Origin of the sequence: Acinetobacter sp. C13 (assembly GCF_016809775.1) — a bacterium.
Classification (GTDB): domain Bacteria; phylum Pseudomonadota; class Gammaproteobacteria; order Pseudomonadales; family Moraxellaceae; genus Acinetobacter; species Acinetobacter pittii.
Genome location: NZ_JAFBJL010000005.1, coordinates 158,319 through 175,917, shown reverse-complemented (window position 1 = coordinate 175,917; position 17,599 = coordinate 158,319). Strand labels below are relative to the sequence as shown.

16 protein-coding genes and 1 pseudogene are annotated in these 17,599 nt (G+C 37.4%); 6 read left to right on the top strand and 11 right to left on the bottom strand.

Annotated elements, in window-relative coordinates:
* Positions 1 to 18: 18 nt before the first annotated feature.
* The 6 genes from JGE69_RS14815 to JGE69_RS14790 form a co-directional block, all read right to left on the bottom strand.
* Positions 19 to 192, bottom strand: coding sequence for a PA1571 family protein (locus tag JGE69_RS14815; protein ID WP_002116397.1), 174 nt, complete (start codon positions 190 to 192; stop codon positions 19 to 21).
* Between the two features lie 139 nt (positions 193 to 331).
* Positions 332 to 1,786 carry a ribonuclease G gene (rng, locus tag JGE69_RS14810; RefSeq protein WP_005064412.1) on the bottom strand — a complete coding sequence of 485 codons (1,455 nt, stop codon included), beginning with the start codon at positions 1,784 to 1,786 and terminating at the stop codon, positions 332 to 334.
* 114 nt (positions 1,787 to 1,900) lie between these two features.
* Positions 1,901 to 2,461, bottom strand: a complete 561-nt coding sequence (locus JGE69_RS14805) for a Maf-like protein (protein WP_005064410.1) — start codon at positions 2,459 to 2,461, stop codon at positions 1,901 to 1,903.
* Positions 2,449 to 2,940, bottom strand: a complete 492-nt coding sequence (gene mreD, locus JGE69_RS14800) for a rod shape-determining protein MreD (RefSeq protein WP_199113928.1) — start codon at positions 2,938 to 2,940, stop codon at positions 2,449 to 2,451. The genes JGE69_RS14805 and mreD overlap by 13 nt, the downstream gene beginning before the upstream one ends.
* Positions 2,927 to 3,784: a rod shape-determining protein MreC gene (gene mreC / locus JGE69_RS14795; protein ID WP_002116449.1), complete on the bottom strand. Its 858-nt coding sequence runs from the start codon at positions 3,782 to 3,784 to the stop codon at positions 2,927 to 2,929. Before mreC ends, mreD begins: the two co-directional genes overlap by 14 nt.
* A gap of 16 nt (positions 3,785 to 3,800) precedes the next feature.
* Positions 3,801 to 4,841, bottom strand: coding sequence for a rod shape-determining protein (locus JGE69_RS14790; RefSeq protein ID WP_000601379.1), 1,041 nt, complete (start codon positions 4,839 to 4,841; stop codon positions 3,801 to 3,803).
* A gap of 133 nt (positions 4,842 to 4,974) precedes the next feature.
* On the opposite strand from JGE69_RS14790, the gene gatC reads away from it, so the two are divergent.
* From gatC to JGE69_RS14770, 4 genes are read left to right on the top strand one after another with little or no spacing between them, the layout of a single operon-like run.
* Positions 4,975 to 5,289 (top strand): Asp-tRNA(Asn)/Glu-tRNA(Gln) amidotransferase subunit GatC, encoded by a 315-nt coding sequence (gatC, locus tag JGE69_RS14785; protein ID WP_000107699.1) that lies wholly within the window; start codon positions 4,975 to 4,977, stop codon positions 5,287 to 5,289.
* A gap of 53 nt (positions 5,290 to 5,342) precedes the next feature.
* Positions 5,343 to 6,821 carry an Asp-tRNA(Asn)/Glu-tRNA(Gln) amidotransferase subunit GatA gene (gene gatA, locus JGE69_RS14780; RefSeq protein ID WP_199113927.1) on the top strand — a complete coding sequence of 493 codons (1,479 nt, stop codon included), beginning with the start codon at positions 5,343 to 5,345 and terminating at the stop codon, positions 6,819 to 6,821.
* The gene (gene gatB, locus JGE69_RS14775) at positions 6,821 to 8,290 is read left to right on the top strand and encodes an Asp-tRNA(Asn)/Glu-tRNA(Gln) amidotransferase subunit GatB (protein ID WP_199113925.1); all 1,470 of its coding nucleotides are present in this window, start codon (positions 6,821 to 6,823) and stop codon (positions 8,288 to 8,290) included. Before gatA ends, gatB begins: the two co-directional genes overlap by 1 nt.
* A 59-nt stretch (positions 8,291 to 8,349) precedes the next feature.
* Positions 8,350 to 10,326 (top strand): hypothetical protein, encoded by a 1,977-nt coding sequence (locus JGE69_RS14770; protein WP_199113923.1) that lies wholly within the window; start codon positions 8,350 to 8,352, stop codon positions 10,324 to 10,326.
* Between the two features lie 105 nt (positions 10,327 to 10,431).
* Here JGE69_RS14770 and JGE69_RS14765 read toward each other — a convergent pair.
* Positions 10,432 to 10,614 (bottom strand): annotated as a pseudogene (locus tag JGE69_RS14765) (hypothetical protein); the annotation flags it as partial.
* Positions 10,615 to 10,822: 208 nt separating this feature from the next.
* Between JGE69_RS14765 and JGE69_RS14760 the strand changes: the two are divergent.
* A complete protein-coding gene (locus JGE69_RS14760) occupies positions 10,823 to 11,401 on the top strand; it encodes a DJ-1/PfpI family protein (RefSeq protein WP_199113921.1) in 579 nt (192 codons plus the stop codon).
* Positions 11,402 to 11,479: 78 nt separating this feature from the next.
* On the opposite strand, the gene JGE69_RS14755 is transcribed toward JGE69_RS14760, so the two are convergent.
* Both JGE69_RS14755 and JGE69_RS14750 read right to left on the bottom strand, forming a co-directional pair.
* A complete protein-coding gene (locus tag JGE69_RS14755; RefSeq protein WP_069030725.1) occupies positions 11,480 to 11,998 on the bottom strand; it encodes a hypothetical protein in 519 nt (172 codons plus the stop codon).
* A gap of 83 nt (positions 11,999 to 12,081) precedes the next feature.
* Positions 12,082 to 13,146: a DUF1176 domain-containing protein gene (locus tag JGE69_RS14750; protein WP_199113919.1), complete on the bottom strand. Its 1,065-nt coding sequence runs from the start codon at positions 13,144 to 13,146 to the stop codon at positions 12,082 to 12,084.
* A gap of 125 nt (positions 13,147 to 13,271) precedes the next feature.
* Between JGE69_RS14750 and JGE69_RS14745 the strand changes: the two genes are divergently transcribed.
* Complete coding sequence (locus JGE69_RS14745; RefSeq protein WP_199113917.1) at positions 13,272 to 14,021, top strand: DUF4850 domain-containing protein; 750 nt, start codon at positions 13,272 to 13,274, stop codon at positions 14,019 to 14,021.
* A gap of 43 nt (positions 14,022 to 14,064) precedes the next feature.
* Here the strand turns inward: JGE69_RS14745 and JGE69_RS14740 are convergent, their stop codons facing one another.
* Positions 14,065 to 16,113, bottom strand: a complete 2,049-nt coding sequence (locus tag JGE69_RS14740; protein ID WP_199113915.1) for a M13 family metallopeptidase — start codon at positions 16,111 to 16,113, stop codon at positions 14,065 to 14,067.
* A 266-nt stretch (positions 16,114 to 16,379) separates the two neighbouring features.
* Positions 16,380 to 17,573: a peptide antibiotic transporter SbmA gene (gene sbmA, locus JGE69_RS14735; protein WP_017400233.1), complete on the bottom strand. Its 1,194-nt coding sequence runs from the start codon at positions 17,571 to 17,573 to the stop codon at positions 16,380 to 16,382.
* Positions 17,574 to 17,599 lie beyond the last annotated feature (26 nt).

Sequence of the window (17,599 nt, the reverse complement as noted above, 5' to 3'; positions counted from 1 at the left end):
GGGCTTTGAATTGGCCCCTTATTTTTTGATTGTGCGGCACTGGTTAAGCAACTGATGACATACTGAACGAATCATTGCAGTTGTGATTGGTACTTCTTTACCTTGGTCATTCAACATATAGCAGCTATTTACTGGCGTGCTTTCTAAAACATGTTTAAGACCGTTGCTAATTAAGTTTTCACTTACATTCATGGGTTATACCTCTTATTGTTTGCTAAGACGTTTAATAGGGAGAACGTCTAGGGCTACTGTATGTAAGTAGTATTTAAAATTCATGAATGAAAGTAAAATTTCAGTTGTAACAAGGATTAAGCGATATCTTGTTACAACTTTAACTTAAAATGATATCGTATTGCTCTTGCGTATATAAATTTTCGACCTGAAATTTAATAACACGGTTAATAAAATGCTCTAAATCGGCTACTGCTGGTGCTTCTGCTGTTAATAATCGGTCAATCACAGAAGGATGGGCAACAACAGTAAAGCCACTCGTTGACTCAAATGCGCGGGTATATCGTAATATCTCACGAAATATTTCGTAACACACTGTCTCCGCTGTTTTGACAAAACCCCGCCCTTGGCATGTTGGACATGATTCACATAACAAGTGTTCTAATGATTCACGAGTTCGTTTACGCGTCATTTCGACCAGACCAAGTTCTGACACTTGAGTAATTTTGGTCTTCGCGTGATCTCGCTCAAGCATTTTCTCAAACTGACGCATCACCTCTTCACGGTGAGTTGCTTCTTGCATGTCAATAAAATCAATAATGAGAATACCCCCCAAATTACGCAGTCTAAGTTGACGCGCGATAACTTGAGTCGCCTCCATATTGGTTTTAAAAACCGTATCTTCAAGACTACGACCACCTACATATGAACCTGTATTAACGTCAATCGTTGTCATGGCTTCAGTCTGGTCGATCATCAGATAACCGCCCGACTTCAAAGCTACGCGAGTTTGTAAGGCTTTTTGAATGTCTTCTTCAACATTATAAAGATCAAATAGTGGTCGCTCACCAGGATAATGGATGAGACGGCTCTTCATATTCGGGACAAATTCATCTACAAACTCAAGCAGTTTTGCGTGAATCTCTCGCGAATCTACATAAATCTTTGCAGTTTCTTCGCTTGCTAAGTCGCGAATAATACGTTGAGGTAATGGAAGTTCTTCAAAAATTAAAGAAGGAACAGCAACGTCAGTCTGCTTACGCTGAATGTACTCCCACAATTTGCTCAGATAGCACATGTCCTGTGCAATTTCTGCCTCATCCACACCTTCTGCAGCCGTACGGACGATCACGCTACCAGGTAAATTATGCTCAGATTGAATACCTTCAATAATATTACGCAGACGATCTCGCTCTTCTTCAGACTCAATACGCTGCGAAACACCAATATGATTACCATACGGCATTAATACCAAATAGCGAGAAGGGATTGAAAGATCTGTACTTAGACGTGCACCTTTTGTGCCCAACATATCTTTCATTACTTGGACAGTAAGGGTTTGCCCAGGATGTAATAGCTCAAAGACATTCGGGGTAGGCTGCGAACGAGGCCAAACCATATCATTGATATGTAAAAAGGCTGTTCGAGACAAACCAATATCAACAAAGGCAGCTTGCATGCCCGGAAGCACTCGCACAACTTTACCCTTGTAGATATTGCCGACTAGACCGCGTTTAACTGTACGCTCGACATACAGTTCATTAACAGTTCCATTTTCGATTAATGCCACCCGACACTCCATAGGCGTGACATTAATAAGTAGTTCTTCTGACATACATAAACTCAAAGCATTATAAAATTTTTTATTAAAGAGTCAGAGAAGCTGTTAACTTTAACGTTGTCTAGTGTTCATCGACAATGCTATTCAATGAAGAATGATAACAACCCCTTATGTCTTTACTCTTTTGAATAACTGTGCAAATTCGTATAAAGGAAGTCCTACCACATTACTATAACTTCCTTGAATTTGGGGAATATATTGCGAGGCAATTCCTTGAATTGCATATCCACCCGCTTTTCCAACAGGCTCACCCGTGGTCCAATAATCTTCCATATCCTGTGTAGTCAGGTGCTGAAACTCAACTTGAGTTTGCACTACCTGACTTAACATTTGTTGTTGAGTCGCAACGCACAGTCCAGAAAACACATCATGCCAACGTCCAGATAATTGTTTCCAGATTTCAAAGGCATGATTTTTCGATTCAGGCTTACCAATAATTTGACCATCAAGTCCCAGACTTGTATCAGCAGCAATAACAATTGCTTCCGGAAAAAGCTTCAATACAGTTTGAGCTTTTTCTCTAGCCAATCGTTCAACATAATGATGAACCAGCTCATTTTCATGAACAGACTCATCAATGTCAGGACTATAGATTTCAAAATCTAAACCTAGCTGTTGTAAGAGCTCCTTCCGACGAGGAGAGCTAGATGCTAAAACTATATGCGCCATTTTGCCAAACAATAATAGACGACTGGCCACGTGATGATACTTGTCATCAAAGGTTGCCAATGTCTAGCAATCGAAAAATGAATTCCACCCATCGTCTGTGTTACCCACATAAATGCTAAATGGGCAATAATGACCAGCGTTGCTATCGTCCATAAATTAACAAAAGTTAAAATACGGCGTTCCCGAATTAAAAAACGGGTAAGAAAAGTCACAATTACAAAACTTAAGGCATTGAGCCCTAAAGGCGCATCAAGCAGTAAGTCTGTAAAAATCCCCATCCCAAATGCAAACCAGACCCCACACCATGTTGGCTGACATACTACCCAAAATAGCATGATCATCAACATGAATAGTGGCCGCCATCCTGAAATATCATAAGATAGCGGATAAACCATGAGTACAGAACCCACAATAACGGAGAGAATAATTCCCCATAATGGATCTTTACGCTTTTCTCCTTTAAGTTTAGCGATCGGCATACGGCTGCTCCTTCGCTAATGATTCAGAGAAAAGTACAACTACATGATGGCCTGTTGCTAATTGTGCTGATGGTGTTACATCAATTTCAGCAAACTCACCTGAATTATGGCGTTTTATTTTAGCAACTGTACCCACTGCGTAACCTGCTGGGAAATGTTCACCCAAGCCTGAGCTAAACACTTTATCACCCACCTGAATATTCGCACTGGTCGGGACATATTCCATTTTTAAACGGCCCAAATCACCTGTACCAGAAACAATCGCCCGCATTCCTGTACGCTCTAAACGAACAGAGAGTGAATGTTCTTTATCTGATAACAACATCACACGTGAGCTATGAGGATATACATTAATAATCTGCCCCATAATCCCCTTATCATCCAAAACTGTTTGACCGACCTTTAGATGGTCTGTAGAGCCTCGGTTAATAATGATGATATGACGTAATGGGTCTGCATCTGTCCCAATCACTTCGGCAATTTCCATACGACCATCAATAATTAATGGTGTATCAAGAAGTCCTCGTAAACGGGTATTTTCAGCTGACAGTTCAGAAAGTTTCTGTAAGCGGACTTGAGCTTGTAAAAGCTCAGCCTGCATCGCGGTATTTTCACGACGCAGTTGTGCTTCAGATTTTGTTTGTTGATTCAGCCATTCTCTCGACAGTACCGGATAACTAGCCAATGCATAAATTGGGTTATATGCAGCGTACAAGACATCCCTTGCTGGCTGAATTACATAAGGCATGCGCCAATCAAAGAACAGCACAACCAAACATGTAATGACCGCAATAATGAACGAGCGGAAAGATGGCGGCTGTCTTGAAAAAATATTCGGTTGCACCGCCTAATCCTTAAACTTAACCGACGAAAAGCATGTCGTGGTTCGGGTTGTCGAAGAATTCTAATACTTTACCACCACCACGGGTTACGCAAGTAAGAGGATCTTCAGCAACAACAACTGGTAAACCAGTTTCTTGAGCTAATAACTTGTCAAGGTTACGAAGTAGCGCACCACCACCTGTCAACACAATACCGCGCTCAGCAATATCAGAAGAAAGTTCAGGAGGAGTTTGCTCAAGAGCAGATTTCACAGCGCTTACAATGCTTTGTAACGGATCAGAAATGGCTTGAGTAATTTCGTCAGAAGTTACGGTAATTGCACGAGGCACACCTTCTGCAAGGTTACGGCCACGTACTTCGATTTCTAATGTTGTACCATCAGAAACAGCCATACCTACTTCTTTTTTAATAATTTCAGCAGTGGTTTCACCAATCACACAACCGTGAGCTTTACGAACATAATTGATGATTTGCTCATCAAAAACATCGCCGCCGATGCGTAAAGAGTCAGCATAGACGCAACCTTGCAATGAAATAATTGCAATTTCTGTTGTACCGCCACCAACATCCACAACCATAGAACCACATGCTTGTTCAACTGGCATACCTGCGCCAATTGCTGCTGCCATAGGCTCTTCAATCAAACGAACATCACGGGCACCAGCATTAAATACTGCTTCGCGAATCGCACGACGCTCGACCAAAGTTGATTTACATGGTACACATACAACTACACGAGGTGCAGGTGGGAACAAACGTTTTTCGTGAACTTTACCAATAAACTGATTCAACATGGTTTCAGTCACTTCAAAATCCGCAATTACACCGTCTTTCATTGGACGAATTGCAGAAATATTCGCAGGCGTACGGCCCAGCATTTGCTTAGCATCTAGACCTACAGCAGCAACAATTTTTTGTGAACCACTGTGACGAATTGCCACAACTGTTGGTTCATTTAATATAATGCCGCGGCCTGGTGCATAAATAAGTGTATTTGCTGTACCTAAATCAATGGCTAGATCCGGCGAAAACAAGCCAATTAGTCGTTTTAGAATCACGGTTCGTTCTCAGTTAAACTTTCATGTGGATGCAAGGTGGCAACTTTAAACTAAATGTGATGATTTGAACAAGTCAATCGCTTATTATAACGCACGATATTTTGAAAATTTTTAATACTGATTAGGTGATGTTATGTCTACATCGGATGCACAGCATTCAGCAGATTTAAATGCACAAACAGTTTCAGCAATCGCCAATCTTGCTCGATTGTCGCTCAATGATACGCAATCTGCTGAATATGCTCAAAGTCTAAATAAAATTTTAGGCATGATGGAAACCTTAAAAGGCATTGATACGGAAGGCGTAGAACCTTTGAAAAGTCCTTTTGACAATCCTCAACCTTTACGTGCTGATGTGGTAACTGAAAGCAATCATCGAGATGAATACCAAGCAGTTGCGCCTGCAACTCAAGATGGTTTGTATCTTGTTCCTCGCGTGATTGAATAACTTTTACTCAATTAACCCATCTTCCCTATTTTGAATGTAAAGAAATTTTACTCATGACTGATTTACATCGCTTATCAATTCGTGAACTTGCTGAGGGCTTAAGCCAAGCGAAGTTTTCATCTCGCGAACTGACTGAACACTATTTAAAACGTATTGCTAAAATTGACCCACTGGTAAAAAGCTACGTGACGGTTACGCCTGAACAAGCTCTTGCTGAAGCTGACGCTGCCGATGCAGCATTAAAAGCAGGTAATGCAACAGCTTTAACGGGTATTCCTCTTGCTCATAAAGATATCTTTTGTACCAAAGGCATTAAAACAACTGCCGGTTCAAAAATACTAGACAACTTCATCTCACCTTACGATGCAACTGTTGTTGAAAAAACTAAAGCAGCTGGTCTGGTCACTTTAGGTAAAGTGAACATGGATGAGTTTGCGATGGGCTCAACTTCTGAAAGCTCCTATGTTGGCGCAACAAGTAACCCATGGGCACTCGACCACGTTCCTGGTGGCTCATCAGGTGGTTCTGCTGCGGCTGTAGCGGCTGATTTAGCTCCTTTTGCTACAGGTACTGATACAGGCGGCTCAATTCGCCAACCTGCGTCATTCTGTGGCTTAACGGGCTTAAAACCAACCTATGGTCGTGTATCTCGTTTCGGGATCATTGCTTATGCATCCTCTTTAGACCAAGCGGGTCCAATGGCTCGTTCTGCCGAAGACTGTGCTTACCTCATGAATGTAATTGCAGGTCACGATGCAAAAGACTCAACTTCGGTTAAAAAGGAAGTTGATGACTACGTTGCAAATTTAAATGGCACACCTGTAAAAGGTTTACGCATTGGTATTCCTAAACAGTACTTTAACGTTGCAGGTTTAGATGCAGACGTAAAAGCACGTGTTGAAGAGTCTTTGAAAAAGCTTGAAGAAATGGGTGCAACACTTGTTGAGGTCGATCTCAACATGACTGAAGCCTATGTACCAACTTATTACCTCATTGCTCCAGCAGAAGCATCATCTAACTTGTCACGTTACGATGGTGTTCGTTACGGCTACCGCTGTGAAAACCCAGCCGATTTGATGGATCTTTATAAGCGCTCACGTTCAGAAGGTTTCGGTCCAGAAGTTCAACGCCGTATTCTCATTGGTACATACGCGCTTTCTGCGGGTTATTACGATGCTTACTATGTGAAAGCACAAAAAGTACGTCGTTTAATTCAACAAGACTTCTTAAAAGCATTTGAGAATGTGGATGTGATTGCGGCTCCTGCTGCACCAACAACTGCATATAAAATTGGTGCGAACTTAAGTCCAACTGAAATGTATTTAGGCGATATCTATACACTTGCAGTGAACTTGGCAGGCTTACCAGCGATTAATGCTCCTGTTGGTTTTGATAAAGATAGCTTGCCTGTTGGCTTACAGTTGATTGGTAACTATTGGTCAGAATCACAATTATTGTCGATTGTCCATCAATACCAACAAAACACCGATTTCCATACTCAACGTGCGGCAATTGCTGAGGAGAATGCATAATGGCTGAAGCTCAAAAGTTGAAATTGATTGACGGTTGGGAAGTCGTTATTGGTATCGAGATTCACACTCAGCTTGCAACCAATTCTAAAATTTTCTCTGGTTCATCAACTGAATTTGGTCAAGACCCAAACACACAAGCAAGCCTTGTCGACTTGGCTATGCCGGGTGTACTCCCTGTTTTGAATGAAAAAGTGGTTGATCTTGCTATCCGCTTTGGTTTGGGTATTGATGCATACATCGACCAAGCATCTGTGTTTGCACGTAAAAACTACTTCTACCCTGACTCGCCAAAAGGCTACCAAATTAGCCAAATGGATAACCCAATTGTTGGCTTAGGCCACATTGATATCCAGCTTGAAGATGGCACAACAAAACGCATTGGCGTAACTCGTGCTCACCTTGAAGAAGATGCGGGTAAGTCTGTGCACGACCAATTTGAAGGTATGTCTGGCATTGACTTAAACCGTGCTGGTACGCCTTTGCTTGAAATCGTTTCTGAACCAGACATGCGTTCGGTTGAAGAAGCAGTTGCCTACATCAAAGCAATTCACACACTAGTACGTTGGTTAGGTATTTCTGACGGTAACATGGCTGAAGGTTCATTCCGTGCGGACTGTAACGTATCTTTACGTCGTCCGGGACAGCCGTTTGGTACACGCTGTGAGCTTAAAAACCTCAACTCATTCCGTTTCATTGAGCAAGCGATCAATGTTGAAATTGAACGCCAAATGGAAATTTTGGAATACGGCGGAAGTATCGACCAAGAAACTCGTTTGTTCGATCCAAACAAAATGGAAACGCGCTCTATGCGTTCTAAAGAAGAAGCGAATGACTACCGCTACTTCCCCGATCCAGATTTGTTACCTGTGATTATTGCTGATGAGCAAATTGAAGCTGCTCGCGCTGCACTTCCAGAGCTCCCTGCTGCTCGCCGTGCACGCTTTATCGCAGACTTTGGTATAACTGAGTACGATGCTCACGTACTTACGCTCTCACGCGAAATGGCAGACTTCTATGAAGCTGTTGTGGCTGCTGCTGGCGGTGCGAAGCAAGGTAAAGTATCAGCAAACTGGGTAATGGGTGAATTCTCAGGTGCGTTAAACAAAGCTGGCCTAGACTTAGCAGACTCTCCTGTTTCTGCTGAACAACTTGGCGGCATGATTGCACGTATTGTGGACAACACGATTAATGGCAAAATCGCTAAGCAAGTGTTTGGCTTTATGTGGGAATCAGAAGGTAAATCAGCCGATGACATCATTAGCGAAAAAGGCTTAAAGCAAGAGACCGACACTGGTGCAATTGAAGCAATCATTAAAGAAGTGCTTGCTGCCAATGAAAAAATGGTTGAAGAGTACAAGTCTGGTAAAGAGAAAGCCTTTAATGGTCTTGTCGGTCAAGTCATGAAAGCAGCAAAAGGTAAAGCTAACCCTGCGCAAGTGAATGAGTTGATGAAGAAGTTGATTGGTTAACTTATTCATATTTAATTGATTGAATGATATAAAGACCTCACTTAATGTGGGGTTTTTTTATGCTTAAGCAAGACGAAATTGAAAAATATTTCAAGACACTTATCAAACAAATAAATAAAAATAATCATATTAATCAAACAAATATGGATACTTACAAAATATTTTTAGATAAAACTAATCCAGATTTAGTGATAAGATCCATCCAAAAAGTTGGTTTCTTTAGGCCATCAAAATATAATTTCGACATCAAAGTAATATCAATGTTCTTCCAAGAAACCATAAATCACACTAATTTTAAAAAATTTTCCCAATATTTAATAAGCATTCAAAATTTATTTCTGACCTCAAAAAAAGCAAAAAACTGTTTTAATCAAATAAAAGAGTTCATCCTATCTGAAAGAAATTTAATTAAATATTTTTTTGCAAAATCGGATGATATTTTTTACGAATATGAGAACAATAAAGAACCTGAATTAATTTTAGAATGTATTTCATTTTTAATTATAGAGATCAAGAACAATCAACATACCAATGGAATTAATGCGAGTTTAATAAATATTATTAATGACAAAGATTATACAACCTTAATCAGTCTTTCAAAAATTATAGTGAGCTTCAAAAAAATTGAAATAAAAATTGATTTTTTTGAATATTTTTTGGAAAAAGTAAATAATAAAAATTATAAATTAACAAATGAATCTTTTGAAAAAAATATATCAATGTCTTATATCCAATATGATCAACAACGCTATGCTATCCATCACGAAACAATAAAAATTAATCAAAAAAATGAGACATTTGAGGAAACAGTTAACAAAATTTTAAATGAATCAAACATCAATTTATTTGCCGAAATTAGACTACTCCCTTTCCCTAGAGTTTGCCCTAAAATAATTACTACCCCTATTTTACTAAAACTATTTACAACGGATTTCATTTATCTTGAAGAAAAATCTCTACTAAACTTCTTCTTTATTGATAATTTTATTTCCGCAAATTACATAAATAAACCTATTTATAAAAATTTCACTATATTAGACATTATAAAAATACAAAGAATTTTTAAATTTATAAGCAAAATATATAGAATATATCTCAAAAAAAATAAAATAAAATTCAATAAAAATAAAATAAAATTAGCATCAATAATACCTATTTCTAGCATAGCTTTCTTGGATGATTTACTACAAAAAACACTAAATAGTAATAATAAAAACTATTTAGAACTAGTTAAAGATATTATATCAACTGATTTCTATAAACTTAACGACCATTTTGACATTCAATACAATCCAATTCTGTCTTTAGGTAATGATTTCATTATATCGCCAACAATATTAGCAAAGTCCAATCTTATTAGAAGCATATTAATAAAAATAAACAACAACCTATCTATTAGTTCTAATGGAGACAAAATGATACAAAGCTTAGAAAAAAAATTAATAAATTTAGGATTTTCCATTGCTACTGAAGTTAAGTTAGGAGCTTATGAAATAGATATTATTGCAAAAAAAGGAAACAATGTTTTTATTTTTGAATGTAAAAATTCATATCACCCAGTTAATGAGTTTGAACTAAGAAATAGCTTTTCACACATACAAAAAGCTTCAAATCAGTTAAATAATTTAGAAAAAATGATAAAAAATAAATCTACTAGACAAAGTTTATCTAAAAAAATAGGATTCTCATTATATAAAGCAAATTTTCATTATGCAATTATCCTATCAAATAGAATGTTCAATGGATATATCTACAACAACTATAGATGTATAAACTCTTATATTTTAAACAACTTATTAGATAAAGGCCTAGTCACCATAAACTCAAACAAGTATAGTTTATGGAAAAATTCAAGTTTTCATGAAAATGATCTTATTGACTTTATAAATGGAAAATTTATATCTGATTATGAATTCTTAGCACATGAAAACTTTGTAAAATTAAAAGTCAAAGATATTACAATATCATGTCAACGATTCGGATTCTCACTCGAAGAAGTAGCAGAACATATAGAAAAAAATTATAATAAAATATAGTACTCATTTTAATAATTACACAATATAAATAGTTTTCTTTAATATACGAGCTCTATGTGTTTCACTATCTAATGGTGAAACATATTTTAAAATTAATTAAGATAGCTACCTATCTCTCACCACACCCAACTTATTCAAAATCTCAGGCGTCAAAAACAACATCACCAATTTATTTAAATCAATATAATGCAATGTACCTTGCAACGGTTGTTTAACTGCTGGGTCTTTAACAATACCTTCAACCATGCTTTGACCTTGCTAAAAAGCATCTCCAACCGTCTTAACTCCTACCTCTGAATCACGGTTTTGGACAAAATTAATTGATTAATTTCATTAGTCAACTCAAGAAAAAGCCTCGATTTATCGGGGCTTTTTTACATTCTTATGAAACACCCTTCGACTAAAGAATGTGCTTTTTTCTAAAGAATTACTCAGTGATTATGCTAATTTAAATTAAAAATTGAAATCACTTATATTTTAAAAAGAGAGATAAATCATGTCTAAAAAGATTTTAATGTTAGTCGGTGACTATGCCGAAGACTATGAAACTATGGTTCCTTTTCAGTTTTTAATTGGTTTAGGTTATACCGTGCATGCTGTTTGCCCAAATAAAAAGAATGGTGACCATATTGCGACAGCTATTCATGATTTTGAAGGCGAACAAACTTATAGCGAAAAACGTGGCCACAACTTTGCGATTAACTATGATTTTGATGCCGTTAATACCGAAGACTATGTAGGTTTAGTTATTCCGGGTGGTCGTGCACCAGAGTATTTGCGCATGAATGATCGTGTTATCGAAATTGTGCGTGAGTTTGATCGAGTGAAAAAACCAATAGCAGCCGTATGCCATGGCGCTCAATTACTCGCAGCGGCAGATATATTACAAGGCCGCCTCTGCTCAGCTTATCCAGCATGTGCTGCCGAAGTAAAATTGGCAGGTGGGCAATATGCAGACATTGCTGTGACTGAAGCAGTTACAGATGGTCATTTGGTGACTGCCCCAGCTTGGCCTGCACATCCAGCTTGGTTAGCTCAATTTGTGAAAGTTTTAGGGGCTACAATTACGATCTAAAGAGATCTCTTTATCCCAAATACAATAAAGCCTGCTCTTAGATAGCAGGCTTTATTACTAAAATAGAAAACTAGATTTTTATCTTGTAATCCCTAATTTATTCCAAATTTCTGGTGTTAAAAACGTCGTCACTAATTTATTTAAATCGATATAACGCAATGTACCTTGTAACTGCTGTTTAACAGCTGGGTCCTTAACAATATCTTCACCCGCACTTTGACCTAACTGTTGAAATGCCTCCCCAACAGCCTTCACACCTTCTGCTTGAATTACAGCTTTGGTCTGAGCAGAACATTGCTCCACAATCACACGTTGTAAAACCTGAGCCAGTTTTTGGTCTAGCTGATCTTTTTGCTCAGGCGTTACATTACTAAATGCTTTTAAATCGGGATGAGCCGCTAAAGCTGTAAATGTCCATTGAAGTACAGTAGTTTTGTCTGAAGCCGTTGTAGCCTTAACCAGACAGTCACTGAGCTGATCAACTGTTGGACCAGCCATCGTAATTTGAGTAGTCCCCAATACAGCAGCAGCCACACATATTGAACGGCTCAGGTGTGAAAACTTACGGCGAACAATAGCGTAAAGATGATGTGACATAGGTCTGGCTCCAATAAACAATCTGTTCTTTTTATCACAGAGTCACTAAAGTTACCTGTTATGACTCTGTAACCGCAAAATACCTATTTCACCACAGACTCTATTCGATCAAGTTCCCACACCCCACCTGCTGCCAAGCCTTTACACATACCCGTCCACATATCCTTAGTATGTACAAAACTCTTACCATCCCACACCCATTCTTCACTTGCCCAGCAGTCTCCAATGCCTCTTCCCTTTTGAGCACTACTGATAATACCGCTATCAAAATCTGAAGCGGAATCAGACACAAATGTTGCCTTACCAGCCAAAGACTGATCGAGTACCCATGCCCCATACCCTTCGTTATAAGCCCCTCTCCAACACAGCGTAGTCGCCAAAACTTTCTTATTGGTTAGTTTATATAGCTCAATTTTTTGTGGTTCAGCTCCATCACTATTACCGCCATAAATTCCTTCACAAAAGTCTTCTTTAGGATTCGGATTAGCTGCCATCAAGCTACGGTGTATTACTTGGTACTGCTTGCTTTTCGGTTGTAGCGTTAAATAAGGTTTGACTGTAGTTTTAATGCGTTTAACAAGTAGTTTTGGCTCAGGCATAAGTACTTTAGTTTCATTGGCACTGCCCTTTTTAACCAAAGCACCAACAGTCCCAATTCGCTTCTGAAAATCATCCATTTTTAATAGCACAGCGGTCATTCCTGCATCGGAAATTTTCCATTGATGTTGAGCATTTTTAAATACAATTTCGTTCTTCTGTTTGGATTGCTGTAGTACAGCATTGACTTGCAAGCTGTTGAGTTTACCCATAAGTGGTAACTCAGTACCATCTACAGTCACAGCGCCTAAGTCTTTACCATTTATATAAAAATGGATATTTTTAAGCTGGTTTTCAGGTATGCTTTGTTCATAGTCTGACAAAGCAAATTCAATTTGCACAGGTTGTTTTGGGCCTGCTTTACGTGTTAATAAAATTGAAGCTGGGTTATCACCATTTTCTTCATTTTGATACCCTGCAGCCTTACATGTTCCCGTATTACTGCAAGAAACTTCCCACTCTTGGTATGAAAATGAAATACCTTTGATGTCTTGAGCAAAACTATAAGAACTCATTACCGCTAAACAGCAGATTGAAAGTATATTTTTCATTATTTCATATCTCTATAAGTCTGTTTTTCTTATTAAGCTAAAAACAGTTTAAAATTTTGAGTTACCGTCTAGTTTAAAAGAATATGTTAGATTTATATAAGATTTAAATTGATTACTTTCTAAAAATGAAAAAACTGAATTTTTTATTATTTACTGCATTTACCAGTCTAACTTCACCTGCTTATGCAGAAGTAAAAAGCTTTACACCCCATTTCCCCAAATTTTATAGCTCTGCTGCGACCCGCAAAGCAGATAATCAGTTCTATTCTCTAGGAGAGGCAAAGTTTTTAAACGGCGTTACAGTCCCGTTTTATGGTGTTACAGCACAAAGCCCAACAGAGAATGGTTTACTTAAAGACTTTGAAACCTGTACACCTAAAAGCTGCCATTTTAATTTTAAACTCGATGCTCAACATGCAAAACAACTCAAGCTTCTTGCATTACCTGAAACAGGTTTGGTGCTCATTCCAAGAAATTGGCAAGATGTGCAAGCAAATGCAGGCGCTAATGGGACTGGTTTTGCTCTAATAATGAGTACAGATCAAAAACAAGCAATAGAACTCTATGATTCTTCATTTTGTGTTGGCTGCGGACTACCAAATGCAACGCTCTATTTCCCAGAGTTATTAAAAGAAAGTCTTGAAAATGAATTCGGTGGCTATAAAGACCCTAAAAAACTCATCAATATTGTTCACCCTTCTAAGAAAGTGGCTTTTTTTAGTTATCAAATTCCACAAGTGAACAATAAAACGCATGGTATTGCCAAATATGATGATGAAGACACTTTTAACTATAAAGAAATTCAAATCACCTTAGATAAATCGCAGCAGTCTTTAGTTGGCCCTATCCTTAATTTTTATAATGCAACGCACTAATCCAATACTTAATAAGAAAACCCGCTTTCGCGGGTTTTCTTAATCACCAAATAGTTACCCGCTTCTCTGGTGGTAAATACATCTGATCATCTTCGTTTATTTTAAAAGCCTCATAAAATGGTTTTTGATTCATTAAAGCTCCATTGCCACGTACTTTATCAGGAGAGTGAGGATCTGTTTTTAAATAGATAATCGCTTGAGCTTCGCGGGTTTTCGCACGCCAAACTTGAGCCCATCCCATATAAAAACGTTGCTCCCCAGTCTGTCCATCAATTACAGGAGCTGGCTTACCGCCTAGTGCAATTTGGTAAGCCTTATAGGCAATTGCTAACCCAGAGTTATCTGCAATGTTTTCACCTAATGTTAATTCACCATTAACATGATAACCAGCAATCGGTTCATAACGGTTATATTGTTCAATCAACGCTTGTGTTTTAGCTTTAAAATGCTGATGATCTTTAGCATTCCACCAGTTTCTCATATTGCCCAATTCATCAAACTGACTACCCTGATCATCAAAGCCATGACTAATTTCATGGCCAATCACAGCACCTATACCACCATAGTTCACTGCATCATCTGCGTTTATATTAAAAAAAGGTGGTTGTAATATCGCTGCTGGAAATACAATTTCATTCAATGATGGATTGTAATAAGCGTTCACCGTTTGTGGTTTCATATACCATTCATCACGATCAATCGGCTTACCCAATTTATTAAGTTCATATTGGTATCTAAACTCACTTGCACGAATTATATTTCCAACTAAATCATTTTTAGCGATGTGCAGACCAGAATAATCACGCCACTTTTTTGGATACCCGATCTTTATTGACATGTGAGAAAGCTTTTTACGAGCTTGTATTTTCGTCGCAGGACTCATCCAGTCCAATTCTGTAATGCTTTGGTCATAAGCACGAATCAGATTTTGAACCAATAATTCCATCTGTTGTTTTTTCTCAGCAGGAAAGTATTTTTCAACATACAGTTTGCCAATACCATCTCCCAGAATCTTATCAACAAGCTGTACACCCCGCTTCCAACGTGTTTCTTGTTCAGTAATATCTCGAAGTGTCTTGTTATAAAAATCAAATTTATTATCTACAAAAACGCTATTTAATAATGGAGAAAAATTATTTATCAAATGCAATTTAAAATAAGCTTTCCATATATCTAAGGGTGTATCTTGAATAATTGTATTTAAGCCCTGAAAGTAGTCTGGCTGATTTACCTGAATAGTATCAATTTTTCCTTTTAATTCAGTTGCAGTTAGATAACCTTGCCAATCAAATGCAGGGGTCAATTTATACAAATCTGCGGGTTTATATTTATTGTAGCGTTTTGCAAGATCGCGGTTTTGAACGTTGCTCCACTGTATTTTTGCCAACTGAGTTTCAAGTTTTAAAATTTCCTGAGCATGTTGTGCTGCTTGCGAGTCTCCAGCAAGTGTTAAAGTTTTTTCAATATACTTTAAATACTGTGCACGAGTTTCAATAAATTTTTTATCATCTTTCAAATAATAATCACGGTCAGGTAGACCCAAACCACTTTGCTCCAAACCAGCCACCATTTCAGTAGATTGTTTCATATCCTGTTCAATGCTTAGACGGATTGGGCTATTGACATCAATACGAGCAAAATGTGCCATTAAAATTGCAATTTGATTCTTATTTTTCAATTTATCAATTTGATTTATCTTATTTTTTAGAGGACTAATACCTTGCTTCTCAATACTTTTTTCATCCATAAAGCTAGCATATAGAGTAGCTACTTTTTGCTCTAAACTACCATCCACCCACTTTTGACCAGAGAGCTCTTCTACAATTCCATGTACTTGGCTGATTGATAACTCACGGAGCTGATTAAAAGCTCCCCAACTTGCTTTATCAGCTGGGATTTCAGTATTTTTTAACCAAATACCATTTACATGTGAATAAAAATCGTTCTTTTCATTAATAGAGGAATCAATATATTGTTGATCTATACCTGATATTTTTTTGATTTGAGAATTTGTTACTAATTCCGCACGTACCAAATTAGCAGAAGTCATAAGTGCAATCGTAAGAGCACTTTTAAGTAAAATAGATTTCAAAGACTTAACCTCATATTTAAATATTTAATGATCTAAAACAATAGCTTAAAGTGATTATTTTTTATTAATTAAGCGAATGGCAAAACTAAAACCAATATAGAAGCAAGTTTTATACCGCGAAAATATAATATTTTCAAAAATATATTTTTATATAAATCAAAATTATAAACGAAGAAACTTACCAAATCTTTTATTCTACTAAATACTTAATATTCTAAAGATGCCATGGCTTGAACCAAGGCATCTTTCAGAGATATGATTACTTTTTAATCTAAAATTTTCTCAAATATTCTTAAACGCTTATAAATTGAAAGCAGTTCAATAATCGTTTTCCATGAACTAATTAAATATTGGAATGATTCACGGACTTTATCAAAAACATTACCTATTTGCGTAATTAAACCCAATGTCATTTTACCTGCGGCAATAGAAGGGAATAAAACAACTAGACTATATAAAATATCTAATTGGATATACCAAATACTAACTAAATTAAAATAAGAGTAATGCAGATATAAACGGAAATAATTCAGCCTAACACTTGAGAACAATTCTCTTAATGTTTTTGGCTGTGCACGCTCCTCATGATCCTCACCATAGACAAGTTCTTTACGATAGGCAGCTTCTACTTTTTGATTATTAAACTGTAAACCAGGTAATTTAATACCAACCACCATTAATAGAACAGTACCAAAAACAGCCCATACAATTGCAGCCCAGACCAATGAATGATCAATTTCACCTACAATAGGCAGTACTCTAACTTGTTTAGAAAGTTCAAAAAGAATAGGTAAAAAGGCAATTAAAACCATTATAGCCTTAACAAAATTTACTCCGAGGTCTTCTAAAACAGAGGCGAAACGCATGGTATCTTCTTGAACACGCTGTGAAGCCCCCTCGATATGACGAAGCTTTTCCCAATGCTCTGTGTAATATTCATTCATTGCTGTACGCCAGCGGAATACATAATGACTAGCAAAAAAAGCATTAATAACAGCTAAAGTCACACCGACCATCGCAATTAAAAGAAATGTAACTGTTCCCATATAAAGTTTATTAATATCACCACCACCGTGATCTAACATACTTTGAATGAGATTATAAAAAGGCCCATACCATGCATTAACAGCTACACTAACCTGAACGCTAAACCAGATATTAAATAAAATAAACGCCGAGCCCCACACAGACCAACGTTGCCAAGGATTATTCGATATAGTCCTCCAGAAACCAGCAAAAAGCGCAGTAGAGACTAAAAACCAAACATAAAACCATAAGAAAGTGGGAGACCAAAAACGGCTCACACCTAATGGTAGTTGAGCATCATGGTAGCCCTTAGCAAAGCCGATAAAAGTTCCCCATGTGTTTCCACCTGAGTACCAGAGCACCATATTGAGCGCGATCCAAATGACCGCAGATATAAAGAAATACCTTGGTGATGGAAAAAATGATTTGAACATTGAGCGTGGATATCCCTATATTTCTT